Annotated in this window: 26 protein-coding genes and 1 pseudogene; 12 read left to right on the forward strand and 15 right to left on the reverse strand. The window is 65.2% G+C overall.

Features of this window, described 5'->3' with window-relative positions:
- Positions 1 to 105: 105 nt before the first annotated feature.
- The gene (locus AC50X6_RS17345; RefSeq protein ID WP_494967403.1) at positions 106 to 432 is read right to left on the reverse strand and encodes a GYD domain-containing protein; all 327 of its coding nucleotides are present in this window, start codon (positions 430 to 432) and stop codon (positions 106 to 108) included.
- 464 nt (positions 433 to 896) lie between these two features.
- Between AC50X6_RS17345 and AC50X6_RS17350 the strand changes: the two genes are divergently transcribed.
- Positions 897 to 1,022, forward strand: coding sequence for a hypothetical protein (locus AC50X6_RS17350; RefSeq protein WP_494967404.1), 126 nt, complete (start codon positions 897 to 899; stop codon positions 1,020 to 1,022).
- Between the two features lie 193 nt (positions 1,023 to 1,215).
- Here AC50X6_RS17350 and AC50X6_RS17355 read toward each other — a convergent pair whose 3' ends face one another.
- Entirely contained in the window at positions 1,216 to 1,419 is a 204-nt protein-coding gene (locus AC50X6_RS17355) for a cold-shock protein (protein ID WP_024365339.1), read from the reverse strand.
- A gap of 257 nt (positions 1,420 to 1,676) precedes the next feature.
- Between AC50X6_RS17355 and AC50X6_RS17360 the strand changes: the two genes are divergently transcribed.
- The 3 genes from AC50X6_RS17360 to AC50X6_RS17370 all read left to right on the forward strand — a co-directional run bounded on the left by AC50X6_RS17360 (position 1,677) and on the right by AC50X6_RS17370 (position 3,268).
- Positions 1,677 to 2,114 (forward strand): helix-turn-helix transcriptional regulator, encoded by a 438-nt coding sequence (locus tag AC50X6_RS17360; protein WP_494967405.1) that lies wholly within the window; start codon positions 1,677 to 1,679, stop codon positions 2,112 to 2,114.
- A 10-nt stretch (positions 2,115 to 2,124) separates the two neighbouring features.
- Entirely contained in the window at positions 2,125 to 2,526 is a 402-nt protein-coding gene (locus AC50X6_RS17365) for a VOC family protein (RefSeq protein WP_494967406.1), read from the forward strand.
- A 160-nt stretch (positions 2,527 to 2,686) separates the two neighbouring features.
- Positions 2,687 to 3,268: a protoglobin domain-containing protein gene (locus AC50X6_RS17370; protein ID WP_494967407.1), complete on the forward strand. Its 582-nt coding sequence runs from the start codon at positions 2,687 to 2,689 to the stop codon at positions 3,266 to 3,268.
- 57 nt (positions 3,269 to 3,325) lie between these two features.
- On the opposite strand, the gene AC50X6_RS17375 is transcribed toward AC50X6_RS17370, so the two are convergent.
- From AC50X6_RS17375 to AC50X6_RS17425, 11 genes are all read right to left on the reverse strand, one after another.
- Positions 3,326 to 3,883 (reverse strand): DM13 domain-containing protein, encoded by a 558-nt coding sequence (locus AC50X6_RS17375; RefSeq protein WP_494967408.1) that lies wholly within the window; start codon positions 3,881 to 3,883, stop codon positions 3,326 to 3,328.
- An 82-nt stretch (positions 3,884 to 3,965) separates the two neighbouring features.
- Complete coding sequence (locus AC50X6_RS17380; protein ID WP_494967409.1) at positions 3,966 to 4,421, reverse strand: SRPBCC family protein; 456 nt, start codon at positions 4,419 to 4,421, stop codon at positions 3,966 to 3,968.
- Between the two features lie 83 nt (positions 4,422 to 4,504).
- Positions 4,505 to 4,843, reverse strand: coding sequence for a YciI family protein (locus AC50X6_RS17385; RefSeq protein WP_494967410.1), 339 nt, complete (start codon positions 4,841 to 4,843; stop codon positions 4,505 to 4,507).
- 50 nt (positions 4,844 to 4,893) lie between these two features.
- Positions 4,894 to 5,874, reverse strand: coding sequence for a TIGR03086 family metal-binding protein (locus AC50X6_RS17390; RefSeq protein WP_494967411.1), 981 nt, complete (start codon positions 5,872 to 5,874; stop codon positions 4,894 to 4,896).
- Positions 5,861 to 6,262 (reverse strand): ArsR/SmtB family transcription factor, encoded by a 402-nt coding sequence (locus tag AC50X6_RS17395; protein WP_494967412.1) that lies wholly within the window; start codon positions 6,260 to 6,262, stop codon positions 5,861 to 5,863. The genes AC50X6_RS17390 and AC50X6_RS17395 overlap by 14 nt, the downstream gene beginning before the upstream one ends.
- Positions 6,263 to 6,587: 325 nt before the next feature.
- Complete coding sequence (locus AC50X6_RS17400; RefSeq protein WP_494967433.1) at positions 6,588 to 6,662, reverse strand: hypothetical protein; 75 nt, start codon at positions 6,660 to 6,662, stop codon at positions 6,588 to 6,590.
- 19 nt (positions 6,663 to 6,681) lie between these two features.
- Complete coding sequence (locus AC50X6_RS17405) at positions 6,682 to 7,899, reverse strand: acyltransferase family protein (protein WP_494967413.1); 1,218 nt, start codon at positions 7,897 to 7,899, stop codon at positions 6,682 to 6,684.
- A 65-nt stretch (positions 7,900 to 7,964) separates the two neighbouring features.
- Complete coding sequence (locus tag AC50X6_RS17410) at positions 7,965 to 8,825, reverse strand: SDR family oxidoreductase (RefSeq protein ID WP_494967414.1); 861 nt, start codon at positions 8,823 to 8,825, stop codon at positions 7,965 to 7,967.
- Complete coding sequence (locus AC50X6_RS17415; RefSeq protein ID WP_494967415.1) at positions 8,822 to 9,268, reverse strand: MarR family winged helix-turn-helix transcriptional regulator; 447 nt, start codon at positions 9,266 to 9,268, stop codon at positions 8,822 to 8,824. Before AC50X6_RS17415 ends, AC50X6_RS17410 begins: the two co-directional genes overlap by 4 nt.
- Positions 9,265 to 9,906 (reverse strand): NAD(P)-dependent oxidoreductase, encoded by a 642-nt coding sequence (locus tag AC50X6_RS17420; RefSeq protein WP_494967416.1) that lies wholly within the window; start codon positions 9,904 to 9,906, stop codon positions 9,265 to 9,267. Before AC50X6_RS17420 ends, AC50X6_RS17415 begins: the two co-directional genes overlap by 4 nt.
- A gap of 109 nt (positions 9,907 to 10,015) precedes the next feature.
- Positions 10,016 to 11,167, reverse strand: a complete 1,152-nt coding sequence (locus AC50X6_RS17425) for a DUF6226 family protein (RefSeq protein ID WP_494967417.1) — start codon at positions 11,165 to 11,167, stop codon at positions 10,016 to 10,018.
- A 549-nt stretch (positions 11,168 to 11,716) separates the two neighbouring features.
- On the opposite strand from AC50X6_RS17425, the gene AC50X6_RS17430 reads away from it, so the two are divergent.
- From AC50X6_RS17430 to AC50X6_RS17460, 7 genes are all read left to right on the forward strand, one after another.
- Complete coding sequence (locus tag AC50X6_RS17430; protein WP_494967418.1) at positions 11,717 to 12,442, forward strand: response regulator transcription factor; 726 nt, start codon at positions 11,717 to 11,719, stop codon at positions 12,440 to 12,442.
- A gap of 141 nt (positions 12,443 to 12,583) precedes the next feature.
- Positions 12,584 to 12,769: an aureocin A53 family class IId bacteriocin gene (locus tag AC50X6_RS17435; protein ID WP_326967154.1), complete on the forward strand. Its 186-nt coding sequence runs from the start codon at positions 12,584 to 12,586 to the stop codon at positions 12,767 to 12,769.
- A gap of 105 nt (positions 12,770 to 12,874) precedes the next feature.
- Positions 12,875 to 13,414: a PH domain-containing protein gene (locus tag AC50X6_RS17440; protein ID WP_494967419.1), complete on the forward strand. Its 540-nt coding sequence runs from the start codon at positions 12,875 to 12,877 to the stop codon at positions 13,412 to 13,414.
- Positions 13,404 to 14,939 (forward strand): PH domain-containing protein, encoded by a 1,536-nt coding sequence (locus AC50X6_RS17445; RefSeq protein WP_494967420.1) that lies wholly within the window; start codon positions 13,404 to 13,406, stop codon positions 14,937 to 14,939. Before AC50X6_RS17440 ends, AC50X6_RS17445 begins: the two co-directional genes overlap by 11 nt.
- The gene (locus AC50X6_RS17450; protein ID WP_494967421.1) at positions 14,936 to 15,835 is read left to right on the forward strand and encodes an ABC transporter ATP-binding protein; all 900 of its coding nucleotides are present in this window, start codon (positions 14,936 to 14,938) and stop codon (positions 15,833 to 15,835) included. Before AC50X6_RS17445 ends, AC50X6_RS17450 begins: the two co-directional genes overlap by 4 nt.
- A gap of 2 nt (positions 15,836 to 15,837) precedes the next feature.
- Entirely contained in the window at positions 15,838 to 16,647 is an 810-nt protein-coding gene (locus AC50X6_RS17455) for a hypothetical protein (RefSeq protein WP_494967422.1), read from the forward strand.
- 67 nt (positions 16,648 to 16,714) lie between these two features.
- Positions 16,715 to 16,969 (forward strand): hypothetical protein, encoded by a 255-nt coding sequence (locus tag AC50X6_RS17460; protein WP_326967219.1) that lies wholly within the window; start codon positions 16,715 to 16,717, stop codon positions 16,967 to 16,969.
- Positions 16,970 to 17,062: 93 nt separating this feature from the next.
- On the opposite strand, the pseudogene AC50X6_RS17465 reads toward AC50X6_RS17460, so the two are convergent.
- Positions 17,063 to 17,278 (reverse strand): annotated as a pseudogene (locus tag AC50X6_RS17465) (PEP-utilizing enzyme); the annotation flags it as partial.
- On the reverse strand, positions 17,275 to 17,520 hold the full coding sequence (locus AC50X6_RS17470; protein ID WP_494967423.1) for a hypothetical protein: 246 nt from the start codon (positions 17,518 to 17,520) through the stop codon (positions 17,275 to 17,277). The gene AC50X6_RS17470 and the pseudogene AC50X6_RS17465, both read right to left, overlap by 4 nt.
- Positions 17,521 to 17,721: 201 nt before the next feature.
- On the opposite strand from AC50X6_RS17470, the gene AC50X6_RS17475 reads away from it, so the two are divergent.
- Positions 17,722 to 18,975, forward strand: a complete 1,254-nt coding sequence (locus tag AC50X6_RS17475; protein WP_494967424.1) for a glycosyltransferase — start codon at positions 17,722 to 17,724, stop codon at positions 18,973 to 18,975.
- Positions 18,976 to 19,036: the final 61 nt, after the last annotated feature.

The raw sequence follows: 19,036 nt of genomic DNA on the forward strand, positions 1-19,036 counted from the left end.
TCACCGCCGCGGCCCTTGGGGATTGAGCCCTTGGGGTCGGGCCGTGCAAGGACGGGCCATCCATACAGCAGGGTTTTGACGTGTGAGTCGCCGCCGTAACTGCCGTCAGGTGCCGGGGGGACGGTACTTAATCTGTTCGGCCTTCCGCAGGGCGTCCACCGTGTCGTCGACGGTCAAAAGGACTGTCGTTTCCAATGAGCTCAATGCGCCGCCTCCGCTGATCGCCAGTGCAACCGCGGCCATGGACACGTTGTCGGGAGCATCCCATAGGGTATAGCCGTCGTGGGCGCCGAAGGCGTACCAGAATCCATGGAGTTTGCCACCGACCGATTCGATGTATGCTTGGGCGGCCTTTCCGCGGTCCTCGGGGTTGCTGATCAGCCTCGCCCAAGTCGCCGGTGTGTAGCTGAACTTCGACAAATATAGCGGCATCGTCTCATCCTTGCGTTCGCAGTTAGAAGTGCGGATTTTCCAAGAATGGCAGTCTGCTGCCAAGTCAGCAATGCCCATGATGTCGTCGCTGAAAGCGGTCGCGTTGAGCCGGCTGGACCTATCGACGGAAGTTTGACGGCGGCTCGGCGGCAGCCGCGGAGGTCGGTGACCTGGCGCAACTCGCGGAAAATTTGACGAGTGGATGCAGATACTCGACGACGGTTACCAGGAGAATCTGCCCGGCCTTCAGCCGCAGCGTGAGGCAACCCGGCTGAGAGGAACTGCTGCCCGAATTCATGCTGTCCCCCGAACCATCTGCGCGAGGCCGCGACGGCAGGGAATCATGACGGGAAGGTTCCCCACCGGCCCTACCTCATCCGGGAAGTAAACGTGGTTCTTCTCCGCCTTTCCAAGCAATCCCGGGAGGACACTGATCAGGCGGGAACCTCAAGGCCCACGTCCGGATGGACGGCGCGGACATCGGCAGCATCACCATCGCGTTCAACAAGGCGTACGCGTCCATCGCGCTCCAGCGGGAGACCGGAGAGCTGCTGGACATCACCCGCCCGGGGGCCCGACGTTCGGATTGAACGGGCCCACGGCGTCGCCCCCAAGTGGCTCGCAGCAGGGGCCGTTTTGAGGGCGCAAAACATCCACACCTGCGAGGTCAATTGGGACCCGATACAGCACACCCGGGTTAAACAAAAGCAGGGCCCGTCAAAGACGGGCCCTGCTCGAAACCTTGCGGCCCCGGACTCAAAAGAGTTAGCTGGAAGCTAAGTCTTAGAGAGCCTGGATGTTTACGGCCTGCGGGCCCTTGGGGCCCTGCTCGGTCTCGAAGGAGACCTTCTGGTTCTCTTCGAGTGAGCGGAAGCCGGAAGAGGCGATCGCGGAGTAGTGTGCGAAGACGTCCTGTGAGGAGTCATCGGGGGAAATGAAGCCGAAGCCCTTTTCAGCGTTAAACCATTTGACGGTACCAGTAGCCATTATTTTTTGTCCTTCGTGAAGGTAGAGGAAAAGTCCCGACTTTCGGGTCCTCCGGTGTGGGGTGCTCAAAACCGCTGCTTCAGAAGAACAAAGTCTTTCAACCGTGCGTACTGCCTGAACTACGAACTGCATAAACACAACAACAGAATCAACTGTACAGGAGATTTCCGGGACGGGTGACCACCGCGGTTGGCGCCGTGCCTCCTACGGCTCAGGTCAGGCCCCCGTAGCGACCTCAACGGTTCTAGAATGGCGGCATGACACCGCAGGAGTTGGCCAACCTGGTGCACCTGCGCCGGGCCCGGGACCTGATCGACCGCAACTACGCCCGGCCACTGGATGTGCCCACCATGGCCGCCGGGGCCCTCATGTCTTCGGCGCACTTCTCCCGCCAGTTCAAAGCGGCCTACGGCGAGACGCCCTACAACTACCTCATGACCCGGCGGATCGAACGCGCCATGGCACTGCTGCGGTGCGGTACCAGCGTGACGGACGCGTGTATGGAGGTCGGCTGCACCTCGCTGGGATCGTTCAGCTCACGGTTCACCGAGATCGTCGGCATGCCGCCGAGTGCGTACCGGTCCCGGCAGCACCACGCGGTGAATGCCATGCCCTCGTGCATCGCCCGGCTGCGCACACGGCCCGGGCGCAAACCGAGCAGGATTGAAGAAGCGCCCCCACAGCCGCTGCCATAGCGTGAACGACATGAATATTTCACTGCAGTACTCACAAATCACCGTCAATGACCTTGATACGTCGCTCGCGTTTTACCGGGACGTTCTCGGCCTGGAAGTGCGCAACGACGTCGGCTCGGACGGACAGCGCTGGGTCACCCTCGGCACTGCCCAACCGGACCTGGAGCTGGTGCTGTCCGTCCCGCACGCCGGCCGTTCCCAGGACGACGGCGACTCCCTCCAGCAGCTGCTCGTCAAGGGCGCGCTCCCCATTCTTGTGTTCCGCACCGACGATCTCGACGCCACGTTCGAGGCCGTCCGGGCATCCGGCGCGGAGGTCATCCAGGAACCCATCGTCCAGCCCTGGGGACCGCGCGACTGTGCCTTCCGCGACCCGTCCGGAAACATGGTCCGCTTCAACCAGGCTGCCTAACCCCGCACCTCACCCCCGCTGACCCGCAATTGTGGTCGTTTGGAGGGCCAGTCGTTTGGAGGGCCCCGAACCCCACGATTGCGGGCTACTTTGGCTGGACTCTATACGTCGGCGCCTCCGAGTGCTTTTATGAGAAAGTTCCCCGGCGAAAGGTGTCATCATGTCCACGATCCCCGGCTACACGTTCGGCAGCGAGTCCCTTGCCCCGAGTCCCGTGTCACTTGAAGACCTTGCCCGGCTCGAAGCGGCGGTGCTATGGACTCCGGATGATGCGGACGCGTTGCGGCGGGCGGGCGAGATTCTTGGACCTCAGGCGGATCGCATCCTCGACGTCTGGTACGGATTTGTTGGCAGCCATGATTTCCTCATTGCCAGTTTCGCCGGAGCGGACGGAACGGCAAATCCGGACTATCTGGGAGCCGTGCGGGCCAGATTCGCCCGGTGGATCACGGATACCTGTTCCCGCGACCGCGACCAGCAGTGGCTGGACTACCAGCACGAGATTGCCCTCCGCCACACGGCGGCGAAGAAGAGCCTCACCGACGGCGTGAGCTCGACGGCGTCCGAGATCAACCTGCGCTACATCATCGCCTTCATCGTTCCTTTGACCTCCACGATCCGGCCCTTCCTCGCCGGGCGGGGCAAGGATGCGGATGAGGTGGAGGCGATGTATCACGCGTGGTTCAAGTCCGTGACCCTGACGGCGGCGCTGTGGGCCGAGCCTTACTCATCATCCTGGTGAGGGGCCGCGCTGCCTCCGCCTAACGAACCTGCGGGCCTGCCTGGTTGCCGAATACGGCTAACTCGTCAGCTCGGCAGCGGCGAAGGAAACCGCGAACCGCGCACACCAGATACTCACGGAGCTGTAGTCAGCAAGGTTCGCTCCGGGCGGGATCACGTAATTCTGATCGCCCTTGTTGGCCTTGAGCACTCCCAGATCGAGGTACGCCCCGTCGTCGAACACTTGCCAGCCGGCCGCTCCCTCGATCACCGGGGCGTCGCTGAGCCACACCCGAAGGTCCGGGCCATCTGACGTATCGAGGCCTTCGAACCTCAGGATCCGGCTCCCGTCGGCGAGTTCGAGAATTTTCACGGTGCCAGAGCTGGCATGTTCGTGGCTGATAAGTTCGCCCGCGCTGAGTTGACGCGGCGGGATCGGGGCCGGTTCGGCCGCTGGCCCCGCAGATTGGGGCGCTGACTGCGGCGCTGACTGGCTGGCCGGCGGCGCAACGGCCGGAATGTCCTCCGCCACGGTGGAACTGGTGAAGATCCGCCAGGGCTGGAACAGATACAGTCCGACGGCGACCGCGACAATAACAACTAGGGCTACGACCGGAATCACAACGCGCCTGTTCATGCCCGTCCAACGACCGGCCCGACATCGGAGTTCCGGGCCGGCACCGGGCGGGCGTGACGGAGATGCTTCCACGGCCGGGCGGTCACCGGGCCCGTTCTGCTGCGGATTTCAGGTCCGTGAAGAACTGCGCAAAGCTGGCATCGAACGACGGAATCTTGCTGGCGAAGAGCGGGAACACCGGACCACCAATACTCTCGACCATCTCAAACCGGGTCTGCCCGCTCCCGGTGTCCGCGAGGGTGTAGACGCGGCTTCCGAGGGCATCACCCCACACCAGCCGGGTGGGCGGGGTGAACTCCTTGATTTTCAGGGTGAACGTGCGGCTCGGATCCAGCGTGGACACCAGCCGGATTTTCGAGCCCGGCGAGATCGCCCCCTCGAGGGACACGATCGTGGAATTCCAGTCCGGATAGGCCGCGGCCGTGGTCAGGATCCGCCACACAGTCGCCGCGTTGGCGTTGATGGTGGCAGCAATCCGGGTGCTGCGGCTGAAAGTCGTGCGGGTGGTGATGGCGGTTCCATCGGGATTCTCTGACATGGGGTCCGGTTTCTGTGGAGGTGCGGTGGTCCGCCGCTGCTGTTGGCAACGGCGGACAACCTGCGGTACGCGTAGGTGGCCTGCTACATGCCCGGGATCTGCTGGGCCTCGTGAACCTCGATTTCGCAGCCACCCGGCATGTTCAGGTGGGGGTGCTTTTTAGCGAGTTCAACGGCTGCCTCGATATTCTCGGCCTCGACGATGCTGTACCCGGCGACCTCACGCTGGCTCGGTGCCGTGGCGCCGCCGGTGGAGACGCGGACTCCGTTGGCCAGCGGGGTCCCGAAGTCAATTAGGCCGTCGCCGAGTTTGGCGGCCCAGGCGTTCCACTGTTCCATGACCGCGGCCATCTCCTCCGGTGCCGGCGGCGCGGCCTCGGCGGGGGTCATCGGGGCGTGGTAAACGAAGACGAACTTGGACATCTCATTCCTGCTTTCGTAGTTGTTATGCGGGGGTTTTTGGGTGAAAAGCTTCAGGCGGGGACCGTGCGGCCGGTGAACCCGATCAGGCGTTCCAGGCTGCCGGCAGTCTCGGCGACCGGCTGGACCGACGCGAAGCTGCCGCTGGCGCGGACCTGATCGGAAATGGTCGCGTGTGCCAGGCTTTCGACGTATTCCGTAACGACGTCGGACACAACGAGTTCCTGGCCGGTGGCCTTCGCGAAGTCCCAGGCGTGCACCAGCAGCTCCAGATTGACGATGCCGGCCACCACGGTGGCTGGAAGTTCTGCGAAGCCCATGCCAATGCTGCCCCCGATGCCGCGGCGGGTGAAGGCTTCCAGCGTGGGCTGGGCGAGCCCGGCGATACGCACTTCCGGTGCAGCGCCGGCGTCGTCTATCAGATCCGCGCCGAGCGCGCTGCCGACGTGCTTCAGCGAACCGGCCAGGTGCTCGAGCAGTTCGTGGACGGTGAACGCATCGCAGGGAGTGGGCTTTTCCCGGTCTTCCGGAGTGAGTTTCCGCAGCACGCCCAGGAGGACCGCGGACGATGCCTCGGCGGCGCTGAAGTGGTCGAGTGGATCCGGGGCCGCGGACCACTCGTCCGGGCCGGCGCCGGCGGCGGAGGACGTTTCGGCGACCAGGCGGTCCAGGTAGTGGTTCCAGCCCCGCGCATGTGCGGTGGCCTGGTCCTCGGTGAGTCCCTCGTGCACCAGCCGAAGAGAGGTACCTCCGGCGTCGGGCGACAGCGTGATCGTCACAGTGGACGCGCCAGGCGCCAGGTCCATGCCGGACTCCCAGCCCCAGGTGAAGACAATGCGTTTACCCGGTTCGATCACTTGGAAAGTGCCGGCGGCGTGGTGTCCGGGGGTGATGGTCCAGCGGTACTCGCCGCCGATCCGAAGGTCCACCCGGGCCGCCACCGTTTGCCAGCGGCGCAGGCGTTCCGGCTCGGTGATGAGGGCGAACGCCTCGTCGACGCCGACAGGTAGGTGGATGGTTTTATCGAAGCTCATGTGAAGTGTCCTTATCCTGACGCGGGGTTTGCGGCTGGGTCGGGTGATGTTGCGGGGGTCCGTCGCGCTGCCGGACCAGAGCTGCGGCATCGGACGCCAGCAGGTCAAGCTCATCGGTCCAGAATTGTTCGACCAGATCCCGAAGCCGGCCCATGCCCGCGGGGTCAAGCCTGTAATACCTGTTCCGCCCCTCTTTTCGGGCCGCCACCAGCCCTGCCTGTTCCAGCAGCAGCAGGTGCTGGGAGACGGCAGAGCGGCTTACGGTGAAGTGCGCGGCCAGTTCCCCGACCGATTGTTCCTGGCGTGCTAGAAGATGCAGCAGCCGCCGCCGGTTCGGCTCCGCGGCAATCTCCAAGGCATCCAACACAGACAATACGTTAGTGGCCACTAACGTATTCCGCAAGGGGTCTCGGCCAGAAGGTGAAAGGCAGCACTGACACGATGGACGCCTACGCCGCCCACCGCCCATTCCGGCCCAGCCATGGGCCGACCAAAAAGGACTTCCGGTGAATATTTACCAGCTCCCCGGCCTAGAAAAATGGCAAGCGACTGCTCAACGGCCAACCTCAGCAGAGGTGCGTCCGTCAATTGGGATGTCAGCGGCAGAAGGGTGATCGACTCAGTCGCCGCAGACAGGTCATCTTGGATAACGGGGGCTGGCCCGGGTGCTTGCGCATATGTTCCCCCCGGGATCGTCCAAAGCCCGCTCCGGTTTACTCCGTCCAGTGTTCCGAAATCTGTTCGATGAAGTCCTGGTCGTCCCCGGATCGGTCTTCGGCGGCAACCACGAGCGATTGGCGCCGCGCCTCACGCTTGAACTCTTCTGACCATAGGGGCCGGCGGGGCGCTCATGGTGTCCCGGGTGACCGGGTCGCCGGGCGTATCCCCGCGGGCGTCACGGCGGGCGCCGCCTTTGACCCGGCGCCCCACGGCCCGGCCTGCTGCCATCGACAGCCGGTGCGAGGGCAGTTCCACGTAGCGGTAGAACAGCGTGGCGGCCAGGAATGACGCGGCCACCGAGACCGCGAGTGCCAGCGGAAGCGAAACTGCGCGGAGCAGGTTGACACCAGCCAGGATGATCGGAAGGTGCACCAGGTAGAGGCTGAAGGAGACGCGTCCCAGCCACTGCGCGACGGCGGTGTCCCCCAGCCTTTTGGCGGAGCGGCAGGACACAAACAGCACCACGATCAGCACCGAGCCCACCGTAACAACGGCCTCGACGGCGGCGATCGGCTGCCCGGGACTGGTCCATTCCGCGTTGGCGAGGAAGAGGCCTGCGGCGGCCACGAGGAACCAGGCGAGGGGCGGCCAGGATTGAGTCAGTTCACGGATCCGGTCGCGTTCGGTGCCGAGGATGGCCCCGATGGCGAAGATCGGGAGATAGGTCAGCCATTCCTGGTCCTGCAACGCTCCCACCACGGTCAGCAGCAGTGCGATGCCGATTTTTACGAGCCAGAAGCGCCGCCAGCGGAGGGCGATGAGGACGTACGCGGGGAGCAGGAGGGAGAACGCGACTTCCCATTTGAGGGACCACAGCGGAGTGTTGATGGTGCTCGCGGTCAGCAGGAGCAGGCTGTCCTTGAAGACCTGGCCCATGCTGGGGCCGATCACGTAGATGTCCGCCCAGGGGCTCTGCAACGGCGACGCCGACCGGGGAATGATGGAGATCAAGGCAACGGCCACCGCCAGCGATGCCCAGGCCGGTAAGTAGAGGCGGAGCAACCTTTTGGCGTAGTACTGCGCCCAGTTTCTGACAGCCCCAGGTCTGGTGAATGGCAGGACCAGCACGAAGCCGGAAAGCACAAAAAAGACGTGGACTGCCGGGGTGCCGTTCCAGAGGACGTGCAGTGGCGAGAAAACTGCCCACGACTCCGTGGTGGTAAGTCCCGCGGATCGGTTGCCACTGACAACACTCCCGATTCCGGGAAGTGTGGACAGTACGTGGCAGGCAACAACCACCAGGGCGGCAATTCCCCTGAGGCCATCCAGCTGCGTGACTCTTGTTTGACCAGACTTAGACAGCATCCGTTCTACGTTACCAGTCCGTTACATTACGCCTGCGGGCTCCAGCGCTTGGTGTCTGGCGCCTGTCATCTCTGCCACGCACCGCGCGCACGCTCGGCAAATTCGCAGAGTGTGGTGGCTGGGTGCCCGGTGAGGCGCCGGACCGAGCGGTTGGGGAAAGCTGAGATGTTGAAACGCACGATGCGGTAGATCATCTTCTGCACGGCGATGTAGTCCTCGGACTTGCCCTGTTTGCGCAGGCGGGATAGGTATTCGGTCTCGCTGGGTCGCCGGTAGTGGATGCTACGCCCGAGCACGTCGCTGAGGATGGCAGCGACGTTGCGATAGGTGAGGCTCTGTTCGCCCGAGAGGGTGTAGGCGCGGCCGTTGTGGCCTGGTTCGGTCAGTACGGCCGCGCTAACGCGGCCGATGTCGCGGGCGTCGATGAACGCGGTGAGGGAGCGTCCGGCGGGCACGAAGACGTCGTCGTCGTCACGGATCTCCGCCGCGTGGGTCGTCGACAGGTTCTGCATGAAGAAGTTCGGGCGCAACGACGTGAACGGGGCACCGGTGCTCTTCAGATACTGCTCAACGGCGTAGTGAGGGGTGCGGCGGTTTTGCTGCACGCCCTGCAAAGACAAGAACACGATGTGTCGGATGCCGCGACGTTGGGCGGCGTCGATGACGGGGAACAAGTACGTCTGCACATCGGCGATTGCGGGAGGTCGCATCAGGAACAGCCGGTCGCACCCATCCAGCGCCTGATCGAGTCCGGCTGGCGACATCGAGAAGTCAAAGTGCCGTGCCTCCACGCCTACACGGAGACGGGCCGCGTCGTCAGCGTTGCGCACGGCGCCGAGCACAGAGGCTCCGCGCTCGAGCAGAAACTCCGTCACGGCGTCGCCGACCGTGCCGGTTGCGCCGGTCACCAGAACACTCCCGATCATTCTTTCGTATCCATGGTGACGCGATTCATCAGGTCCGCGAATGTCGTCAGTTCGGCCGATGTCAGGGCCGCGAACCTGGGTAACAGGCGTTCAGCAGTGGCCCCTTCGAAGTGCTCCACCTCGTCGCGGGAGGCGCGGGACAGCACGATGATGCGCGATCGGGCATCAGCAGGGTTGACCCGAATGTCGACGTGCCCGTCCGCCCTCAGCGCGTCGACAAGCTGGGTGACAGCGCCGGCGGACACGGTGAGGAGCTCCGCTAGCCGGCCCGGGGTCAAGCCAGACGGCGTCCGGGCGAGGAAGAACAGCGCCGATAGTTGCGAGCCGGTCAGCACCCGCCCTTCGAACGGACGCCGCTGCTCCAACGACAGCGCTCGGCTGAGCGCCGCCACACCGCCGAGCACTACACGCACCGGATCAACCCGGCCGTCGGCGGCGCTCATCGGGCGCTGACGAACGGCATCTCGCGCACGTACTGACGATCGTCGATCTGGGTGATAAGAAACTCGGCGAGATCGTCGCGACTGATCTTCGTGGTGCTGTCGCCACCCACCCAGCCCACCCCGTACGAGCCCGTCCCGGGTTCTTCGGTCAGGCGGGGTCCGCGCACCACCGTCCACTCCAGGCCACTCTGCTGCAGCAGCTCCAAGTGCTCTTCGGCGTCCGCGAGCACCTGGCCCGATAGCAGCTTCAGGAGGCCGCGGATGACGCGATCTTGCAGCTTCGGCTGATCCTTGCCCTCGGCACGCAGGCCGCCGCCCGAGAGGGTCACGATCCGGGTGATCCCGTGATGCTGCATCGCCTCCAGGATTAGCCGGGTACCGTCCGCCTGCAGGCCGTCCGGGGAGCCTTTCACATGCCCGAACACACTGAGCACAGCATCCGCTCCCGCCACCACCCGGTCGACCGACCGTGCATCCAGCACATCCCCCTCGATCACGGTGAGCCGATCATCGGCAACGGCGATCCTGGCGGGATCACGCGCGAGTGCGCGCACGGAGAGCCCTTGCGCAAGAGCTTGATCGAGCACACGGCGACCGGTTTTCCCGGTCGCACCGAACAAAGCAATGGTCGTGGTCATGGTCATTACTTTAGCAGCTAAACAATACCGCTCCAAGAGCAGCCGCGGTGGTGTCGGCATCCGGCTGAGTCAAACCCTGGCTCCTGCTTCCGGCACCCGGCTTCCGGCCTCAGCTCCCGCGCAGCGGCCAGGGGCTCCATCCGCCGGCCACATCCCGCAGCTTGATCTCCGCGTCGTGGAGGCGTCCGGCTGCGGCGCCGGGTTCGCCTTGTCCGCCTTCCGAACCGGAACCGTCGAACGCGGTCAGCGCGTATTCGCTCCACCGCTTGCGGCCCACCGGGAAGCGTTCGCTGTAACCGCCGGCCGCGACCGTGAGGACCAGCAGCTCCAGCCGGCCCGCCGTTGTCTCTACCGTTTCGTCGCAGGCATCGCAGCCGCAGACAGGAAACGGAAAGTCGTGCAGCACCCCGGCGTGCACCACAATTCCCGGATAGCCGGTCAACACCAACGTCATTGAGGCCGCTCCGGAACGCCGGGGGACGACGTTGACCGCCTGCCGCACGTCCCTGACTTCCCTGACCAGCTCCCCGGCATGGACGGGATCCTCCTGGACGTCGACGTCGTAGACCGCCGCGAGATGCTCGATCAAGGCACGGGCAACAACGTGAAGTCCGGCGAAACGCTCGGGATGGCTGTCCACGCTGTAGGAATCCGGGCTGGGCCCGTCAGCGCCCCAGTGCCGGCCGTAGTGAATGGGTTCGCCCTCGCGGGAGTAGCAGGTCTTCGCCGGCAGGTCCGGCCGCACGTAGCGGGGCTGTCCTGCCGCCGGGGATGCGGGCCGGGGCAGCATTGCCGGGGGCTCCTCCGGCTCTTCCCGGGCCCAGTCCAGGATCGCGGCAACGAGTCCGCGGACGGCATTGTCGTCCGCGCTGTGCAGACCGTCGAGCAGGCGGCCGATCTCGAACTGCCTCTCCCGGTCTCCCACCGCGGGAGAGGCACCCACGTACGCGGCCCACTGCGCGTCCGGCCTCAGCCCGGCGATGGTGTTCCCGGCGAATACGGCCGCCGCGGCACTGAGCGGACTGTGCTCCGCAATCCGGGAACCGAACGTACGCAGGAACCAGATGAGCCGCTCAGCGTCCGCAGCAAGTTCCTCGGCCCGCACTCCCTGCACCGCGCAGAATTCAATGAACGGGGCATAGCCCCCAACGTGCCGGACCACCGCCGGGCCGGAACCTTCCCGGTACAGCGAGCTGCCTCGTGACATCGGCGTCGGCAAACCGGTGGGCTGCCCTTCGAACAAGTCCTCTGCAGTCCCCATACCGCGATCCTAGTCACCCATGGCCGCATCCCGCAGCCGTCAGGCCGCCGCACTGGTGGCGCGGTACGCCCGGGGCAGTTCGGCGCCCTCGTTTACCGACAAACCGGCCCCGCTGAGACGCTGCAGCTACCGTCATCGTGTCCTGGCGGTGGGGAAGCAGCCACGACGCGCTCTATGGCTCACCACGATGCCGCGGTTCCAGCGTCGAAAAATCCAGCTTCTTCTGGACATCGTGTATGCCTCACCGCGGCGGTCCCATCCCACAACGCGTCGAGGCTGAAGTCCGCCTGATGGAAGGCTAACCGCAGTGCCCGGACCCGGGAGGAAAAGTCCATCAAACGGAGTAACCGTCACTATTGGATCATTTTTTCAGTAGACTCTGGAGCGGACCTCCTTCATCTCGAAGGGAGGTGCGGCAGCCAACTTCGTTGATCCAAGTTCCAGCACTGGTTCTCTGAGGAACCGCAGCACGACACTCTGACCAAATAGTCACTTTAAGCTGTACTGGAATTATGTTGTCCCGAAACGGGCAAAGGGGAGAAGGCTGATGTGGCGGTGCAGGAAATGTCGGTGGTTGTCGGCGTCTCGGAGACTCGATTGCTTTCTGTTCTAAATGCAATTTTTCGTTTCAATTCCCAGACGCGGGTTGTATTCAGTCGCGCAACGTCGCCTCTCGAGCTCGCATCCGATTGCCGGGCACATCAGGCCGACCTTGTCGTCGTTGATGCACGGTTGCCACGCGGCCAGGCGGCCCCCGACCTCCTACCCGTGCTGACCTTCTATCCTCAGGCCCATCTCATGGTCTTCATCGACGCCGGCGCGTCCGACGCGATTCGAGACGTCATGGACGCAGGTGCCCGCGGAATCCTCACGAGCGATGCTTCGGTTTGCGAGATCCAGAGTGCGGTGTCCGACGTCACGGCGGGCCACGTCTTCGTGTCCCGATCTGCACTTATCGGGTTGCTGGAGGTGTTACGGAGAACACGCCCCGCCGAACCACTGCTGTCCCGAACCGATCTGCCCACACTGACGACCCGAGAACGGGAGGTCGTTGAGTGCCTGGGCCAAGGACGGGCCAACCGCGACATCGCGAGGGAACTCGGTGTCTCGGAGGCGGCCGTCAAGGGCCACCTCTCACGCATCATGGTGAAATGGTGCGTCCAAGATCGGTTGCAGGTACTTGTCACCGCCCTTGAGGCCGGCGTGCTCCACGTCGGGCCGCGGGGCGGGAAGGTGCCCGAGTCCGAGAGGCGTGAAGCGATTACCGCCCACTAGCCATATGCCCCAACCTTTTATCCAAAAGTATACATATAAAGGACAATAGAATACTGGTTAGTGATCCATCTGGAAAATAATGTTGGCAGCGTATTGGGGGATTCCCGACACATCATCATTGGCTTTCAGAAGGAGACTAAAATGGGTGCAGTATTGAGGTTTGTCGCTTGGGTCCTGACGCAGGCTTGGCGTTGGGGGCTGAGCACCGTTAACGCGATCGCCCGGTGGGCCAGGAACAACTGGCCGACGGTCCAGCGGTGGCTCGAGCGAGGCGTGACCTTCGGTACGATCGCCCAATGGATCATGCAGATCCTCGGAATCGGCTAACAGGAGTTGGCACTGGTGTGGCCGGGGACCACGGCCTCTGGCCACACCAGCGCTCCGGAATGCACGGAGAATATGTCGCTAGCAGTACAGACAGAAGGGGACGCAGTGGCCGGCACACAGTCTGACGGCCGGGGCGAATGGCCGGCGTCGGGCCGGACCAAGCGTTCGCATGCCTATGCGTCGGCGCTGCCACCGGTGGCCTTGAAGTACCTCACAGTCCGGTCCACCGTCGAGGTACTAGTGACGGGAGGCCTCGCGTGCGGACTGGCACTCTGGCTCGTCCCCGGCGACTGGAGGCTGCCGACCCTCGTCGTCATGGCGATCCTCATCGTCGCCGGTCTGATCGTTGATGCACCGATTGTCAGCCGCCTCACGATGCGCTACACGTCATACCACGTGGGCCCCGATGCGGTGCGAATCAAACGGGGTTTCCTGTTGTCCAAGGACACCGTCCTGTCCACCGCCCAAATCCTAAATGTCTCCATCATCGAAGGGCCGCTATTGCGGCGGTTTGGCCTCGCTAAAGTCAGGTTTGTTACCCTCAACCACGTTGAACCACTGGGCCCCGTGGAACGTTCTATGGCCCTGGAGATCCGTCGGCAGGCGTTGTCCACCTACCTGGAGGCGTCACCCGGTGATCACTGACGCCCCGCAACGGCTGCCCGTGAAAGCCATGGCGGCGATGTCCCTCCGTGGAGCCCCGAGTGTGGTCAGCCTGCTGTTCGGCGGATTCCTATACTGGGACCGGCCCGGGCTGTGGCCCGGTCCGGTGGCCATCTACGTGATCGGAGGCCTGGTCATCCTCCGGTTGGTCCACCCCGTGTACGCATGGGCGACGCTGAGGTACGAGATCTCCAAGGAAGACTTCTCCCTCACCCGCGGGTTGCTATTCAGAACTACGAGCACGACCGCTTGGCGTGACGTCTCGGTGGTGGACATCGACTCACCCTGGGCGTTCCGCCGGTTCGGGCTGGGGGTTCTCTCCCTGCGCTCCGGCGGCCAGGATGATGCAAAGATCGATGTCCCCGGCGTCGACCACGCAGACCTTGAAACCATCGTCGGGCTAGCACGGGCCCACGGGGCTCCGGGGGCTCAACCTGGACCCTCCGGCAGCACGGCCCGTGGCGTCCACGGCACGGTTCCGGGGTCCTCGGACACGACGGGCCGGACCGTCGTCTACACGGCCCGAAAGAGGGACCTCGTGGCCGCCAACCTGATCTATGGCCATGTGGTGCTCCTAGGGACCGGTGCCGTTCTCGCGGTGGTGGATGCGGCGGACCAACTGGCGAGTTTGGACGGTGCCGTGAAAGTGTTCAGTTCCCATCCCTGGGCGGGAAGCTTGGTGCTGTGCGGGGCGGTCCTCTTGGGCGGGTCGGTAGCCGCGGTGGTCAAATACCATAACTTCACGGTGAGCAGTGATCCTGCCGGGTTGTCCATCCGATATGGATGGCTCTCCACCAACCAACGCGACGTGCGATCCTCGGCCGTCGGCGGGATTACGGCACGCCGCAACCTCATAGAGATGCTTCTGGACCGGGTCCGGGTCGCGCTCCTGACGACGGACTCGGATGCACAGATGGGAACCAACATGGTCCTCCCATCGCTGCCGCGGAGGCAGGTGAGACGGATCCTCGACACATCGCTGCCGAAGCTTCCGCGCCCGGCCCTGCTGGAGTCCTCGGGCCGCGGATCCATCGCCAGATCGGTAGCGCTCTTCGCGGCGATCGGGGCACCCGCGCTCGGTTTCGGTTGGGTTCTGCACCGGGTGACCCATGGCGCGTTCCTCCTGGCCGCGGTGGCAACCGTGGCACTCTGGTGCGTTCTGGCCCTGGCGGTCCGCCTTGCCACGGCCCGGTTCTCGGTAGTGGGAACCAGGGTCGGCTGGGCCAGCCACTCCTTCGTCGACCGTGAGGTGGTCCTGGCCGCCACCGGCCTGCACTCCGTGTCCATCGTCGGTGCTCGGACAGCCACGGTGTCCCTCGTGCGGGCACACTACTTCGCGGGTCGGCCCAGGACGTTGGCTGCGCTCAGCTTTTCCCCGGCGGTCCCGGACCAGATGGGCCGCCTGGTGGAAGACACCTCACCGAAAATCGCCGCCCTCCGGCGGCGCCCCACCGTTAAGCAGCCCACCGTCAAGCAGCCCACCGCCGAGGAGTTTGTTCATCCATGATTCATGTCGACAACGTGAGCAAGAGCTTTGGGAGCAAGAGAGCGCTACACGACGTTTCCTTCACCGCCGTGCCGGGGCGGGTCACCGGATTCGTCGGACCCAACGGCGCAGGCAAGTCCACCGTGCTGAAAACCATTGCCGGACTGGTGCGTCCTGACGCCGGCACCGTCAGGGTCAACGGATCAGACTTCGCGCAGGCCCGGCGTCCGGGGAACACCATGGGACTTTTCTTATCGGCGGAATGGCTCCCGGAGCAGGCCACCGCTGCCGGCGTCATCGGCTACGTCTGCCGTGTGCAGGGACTGCCGCTTTCTTGGGGCAGAGACGTCCTCGAAAGGGTGGGACTGGCAGGCGTGGCGCAACACCGGGTCCGCACCTTCTCGTTGGGTATGCGCCAGAGACTGGGCATCGCCACGGCTACGGTGAGTCGTCCGGACGTACTTGTCATGGACGAACCCATCAATGGGCTCGACCCCGACGGAATTGCCTGGATCAGGTCGTTCCTGACGTCTGCGGCGTCACAGGGTGCAACGGTCCTGCTGTCCTCACACCATATGGCTGAACTGGCAGAAATGGCGGATGACATCGTTATGATTGGGGATGGCCGGATCCTCGGGCAGGGGAGCATCGGGGATTTCGTGTCTCGTCCGGACGAAACGGGTTACTACCTGGAGTCCCCGGAACCCGAGATCCTGCTGGTTGCCATGGCACAGAGGGGGTTCCGCGCCACCCGCGAACGGGAAGGACTACTTGTCCACCATACGAACCCGACCGAGCTCGCCTCCGTCGCCTTGGATTCCGGTGCGGGGATCTCGCATCTGTCCCGGGTGACCCGAAGCCTCGAAGACACCTACTTCGAGGTCCTGGCCCGGAGCGCATCCGGAGGAACGGAATGACCATGACCGAATCACGGATCGACCACCGCGCCACCGTGGCCCCCGATCAAAGCCTCGGCGCCGTGACACGGGCCGAGGCGCACCGGCTCCTCCGGAAGGGCGGCGTGCCCACCCCTGTCATCGTGGCGATCACCGCGGCGGTGGCGAGCGGGATACTGACGATGTTCGTCATAAAGTCACTGGCCCCCGAACCCACCGGGGTCATGACCACCACCTCCATCGAAACCGGTGCGTTTGTCAGTGCGCTGGTCCTTTCTGTGGCCGCCGTCTTCGCGGTTGGTCGGGATCACACTGGCCAGTTAGGCCTGGCACTGTCACTGACACCGAAACGCGAGCGGCTCTTCATGGCCAGAGCCCTGTCCTGGGCTGCCCTGACGGCAGCCAGCACGGCCTTCGTCACGATAGTCCTCGCCGTACTCGGATTCATCCTCTCCGGAGGCGGCTTTGCCGGGTCGGGTTTGCTGGGCGTGACGGCGGCCGTCGTCGGCAGCACCAGCATGGTTCTGGTTGCCGTGGCCCTGGCCCATCTCGTGGGGCGCTCCTTCATTGCCGTATTACTGCTCATCGGGGTCAACATCCTCCTGCCTCTGGCGGTCGTCGCTGTAGGCGCCATGATCCCCGCTCAGGCTGCCGGGGCGGTAGATGCCTTGGTGAACGTGACACCGACTCCCCTTTTCATGCAGGCCATCAGCGCGACGACGGTCCAGGATCTGGGACTGGGACGCCTGATCATTGGCCAACTTGGCCTTGCGGTGTGGGCGCTCGTCCTCGGCGGACTGGCGCTCACCGTCTTCCGCCGCCGGAACCTCTAACGCCTTCCCTTAGTGCCCTACCCACCCGCCCGGCATCAGCACCACACGACGACAACAAAGGAAAACCATGGCAGAGATCAAAGACCGGCGTCATGCGGACGGTTCCCCGCGGAGCAAGCCGCCCGGTGAACCGGCGTCAATGGTGGCGCTGCTCGTCACCATCCTGGCCGTCAGCATCGGGCTGGCGCTGTGGACTGACATGAACATAGGCCTGCGCGGGCTCATCGCGGTCGTCACCGGCATTGTCGCGGCCGCCATTACCCTGATCGTGGTCAACCGGATCGCAGCGCGGAAGGGGCGCGAAACCGAACCACTCCGGTGACGGGCCCGCCTCGATCCTGACGTCGGTCACAAGCTCCGGATCGCATTCACCCCGGGCCACCGCACCGGCCGCAGGGACCCGTCCGCGCGTTCCGTCCACCCGGACCAGCTGGCCGTCGTACAATACCCCGGTCCCGGCCCCGGTACCCATGACAGCCGGTATCCCGTATTCCCGGGCCACGACGGCTGCGTGCGAAGCTATCCCGCCGGCGTCAACCACGACGGCGGCCGCGCGCAGGAACAATGGTGTCCAGGACGGGTTGGTGGTGGAGCAGACGAGGATCTCGCCGCTGCAGCGGCATCCACTCAAACTCCCGGCGTTTGGCGGCCCGGGCCAACACCAGGCGGCGGTAACGGCCCCGCTCGGTGGCCGGGAGCGCCCCCGCCGTCGTTCATTCCCGCCAATTCCTCGAAGCGCAGGTCGCCCGGTGCCAGTTCCGTGAAGGCCCGCGCCAGCTCCTCCAGCGCCCGGTTGGCCTGGCGGGTGCGGGTCTCCGCGCCGGCGGTCAGGGCCGAGCCCAGCAGCCTCTTGCCCAGCAGCAGGAGCAACAAGCGCAGCTTCAGCTGCGGAAGAAAAGCCCCCGGCTACACTCCGGTCCAGGTGCTCGCAAGGGTCTGGCGGCCGACGGCGGCTCCGGCGCGAGGCCGCCGCTCGAACGAAGTACTGCAGAGCTCCGCGGTAGCCGCCGCGCCTGGGTGGGTTAGCGTAGCAGTACCCGTTTACGTCTTGTCCCACTCCCCCGGAGGAACAACGTGCGTGTAGTCGTCGTAGCGAATGACACCCGAGGCGGAGTGCAGCCGTACATCGCGCTGGGCGCCGGGCTCCAGGCGGCCGGACATGACGTGCGCGTCGTGGCACCGGCGAACTTCGCGTCGCTGGCCACCGACCGGGGGCTGGCGTTCTCCGGGCTCACGGGCAACGCCCGGGAGGATGCCCGGCGCGTGGGGTCGACGGCGCAGCACGGCCAGATCGCCGGCATGCGTGCGGTCGCTGGCGCCATGACCACACGCCTGGAAACGTGGACCAGGGAAACGCTCGAGGCCAGCGAGGGCGCCGATCTGCTGACCGGCGGCGTGGGCGGCATGATCGTGGGGCTCTCGGTCGCGGACAAGCTCGGAGTTCCGTTCGTCCCCACGCACCTGCAGCCGGTGGATGCACCAACCGGCGAGTACCCTGGCGTCCTGCTCGCGGGCATGCCAGCCTGGCTGGGGCGGCCGGGGCGCCGGCTGAGCCACACCCTGACCGGCCTGGCGCTCTGGACGCCCTTCAAGCGGCCCATGATGTCAGTGCGCTCCTCGGTGCTCCAGCTGAGCGGCCCGCCGGCCGCGGCGAAGGGCCAGCCCGTTCTTTACGGTTTCAGCCGGCGGGTGGTCCAGGTACCCATCCGGCCCGGGGTGGAGCGGCATGTGACCGGCTACTGGTTTGCCGACCCAACCGGGTGGACTCCGCCTCCGGCGCTGGAAACATTCCTCGCCCGGGAGGGCCCGGTGGTGAGCATCGGCTTCGGCAGCATGAGCGGCGAGGACCCGGAAAAGTTCACGGCGAAGGTGCTTTCCGCTGTGCGGGCCGCCGGCGTGCGGGCGGTGTTGCTGTCCGGCTGGGGCGCCCTGGCAACGATTCCGGCATCCGAGGACGTGCTGGTGACGGAGGCCGTTCCGCATGACTGGTTGTTCCCGCGGGTGAGCGCCGCCGTGCACCACGGCGGCGCAGGCACCACCGGCGCGGCCCTGCGGGCGGGTATTCCGGCGATCGTGGTCCCGTTCGGTGCGGACCAGCCGTTCTGGGGCGCCCGGGTGGCGGCCCTGGGCCTGGGGCCGGCGCCCATTCCGCGGCGGCACCTCAGCAGCGAACGTCTGGCCGCGGCGCTCGGCCGCACCCTGGCGGACGCGGCCATGCGTTCCAGGGCAGCCGACTTCGGCGTCGGGATCCGGGCGGAGGACGGTGTGGCTGCCGCGGTACGGCACTTCGATCGGATCGGGCGTCGGGGCGGAACCTCCCCGAGATGACCTGGCGGGACAGATGTGACCTGGCGGAACAAAGCCCCCGGCAGCGGACTAGCTGCCCGGA

Source organism: Pseudarthrobacter sp. HLT1-7 (genome assembly GCF_059383435.1).

What these genes read in the sequence shown, in the direction of transcription:
- AC50X6_RS17450 (WP_494967421.1), top strand. Translation starts at nt 14,936, where the DNA reads ATGATTCATGTCGACAACGTGAGCAAGAGCTTTGGGAGCAAGAGAGCG.
- AC50X6_RS17460 (WP_326967219.1), top strand. Translation starts at nt 16,715, where the DNA reads ATGGCAGAGATCAAAGACCGGCGTCATGCGGACGGTTCCCCGCGGAGC.
- AC50X6_RS17345 (WP_494967403.1), bottom strand. Translation starts at nt 432, where the DNA reads ATGCCGCTATATTTGTCGAAGTTCAGCTACACACCGGCGACTTGGGCG.
- AC50X6_RS17380 (WP_494967409.1), bottom strand. Translation starts at nt 4,421, where the DNA reads ATGTCAGAGAATCCCGATGGAACCGCCATCACCACCCGCACGACTTTC.
- AC50X6_RS17405 (WP_494967413.1), bottom strand. Translation starts at nt 7,899, where the DNA reads ATGCTGTCTAAGTCTGGTCAAACAAGAGTCACGCAGCTGGATGGCCTC.
- AC50X6_RS17360 (WP_494967405.1), top strand. Translation starts at nt 1,677, where the DNA reads ATGACACCGCAGGAGTTGGCCAACCTGGTGCACCTGCGCCGGGCCCGG.
- AC50X6_RS17390 (WP_494967411.1), bottom strand. Translation starts at nt 5,874, where the DNA reads ATGAGCTTCGATAAAACCATCCACCTACCTGTCGGCGTCGACGAGGCG.
- AC50X6_RS17365 (WP_494967406.1), top strand. Translation starts at nt 2,125, where the DNA reads ATGAATATTTCACTGCAGTACTCACAAATCACCGTCAATGACCTTGAT.
- AC50X6_RS17425 (WP_494967417.1), bottom strand. Translation starts at nt 11,167, where the DNA reads ATGGGGACTGCAGAGGACTTGTTCGAAGGGCAGCCCACCGGTTTGCCG.
- AC50X6_RS17375 (WP_494967408.1), bottom strand. Translation starts at nt 3,883, where the DNA reads ATGAACAGGCGCGTTGTGATTCCGGTCGTAGCCCTAGTTGTTATTGTC.
- AC50X6_RS17355 (WP_024365339.1), bottom strand. Translation starts at nt 1,419, where the DNA reads ATGGCTACTGGTACCGTCAAATGGTTTAACGCTGAAAAGGGCTTCGGC.
- AC50X6_RS17415 (WP_494967415.1), bottom strand. Translation starts at nt 9,268, where the DNA reads ATGAGCGCCGCCGACGGCCGGGTTGATCCGGTGCGTGTAGTGCTCGGC.
- AC50X6_RS17420 (WP_494967416.1), bottom strand. Translation starts at nt 9,906, where the DNA reads ATGACCACGACCATTGCTTTGTTCGGTGCGACCGGGAAAACCGGTCGC.
- AC50X6_RS17455 (WP_494967422.1), top strand. Translation starts at nt 15,838, where the DNA reads ATGACCGAATCACGGATCGACCACCGCGCCACCGTGGCCCCCGATCAA.
- AC50X6_RS17435 (WP_326967154.1), top strand. Translation starts at nt 12,584, where the DNA reads ATGGGTGCAGTATTGAGGTTTGTCGCTTGGGTCCTGACGCAGGCTTGG.
- AC50X6_RS17350 (WP_494967404.1), top strand. Translation starts at nt 897, where the DNA reads ATGGACGGCGCGGACATCGGCAGCATCACCATCGCGTTCAACAAGGCG.
- AC50X6_RS17370 (WP_494967407.1), top strand. Translation starts at nt 2,687, where the DNA reads ATGTCCACGATCCCCGGCTACACGTTCGGCAGCGAGTCCCTTGCCCCG.
- AC50X6_RS17410 (WP_494967414.1), bottom strand. Translation starts at nt 8,825, where the DNA reads ATGATCGGGAGTGTTCTGGTGACCGGCGCAACCGGCACGGTCGGCGAC.
- AC50X6_RS17385 (WP_494967410.1), bottom strand. Translation starts at nt 4,843, where the DNA reads ATGTCCAAGTTCGTCTTCGTTTACCACGCCCCGATGACCCCCGCCGAG.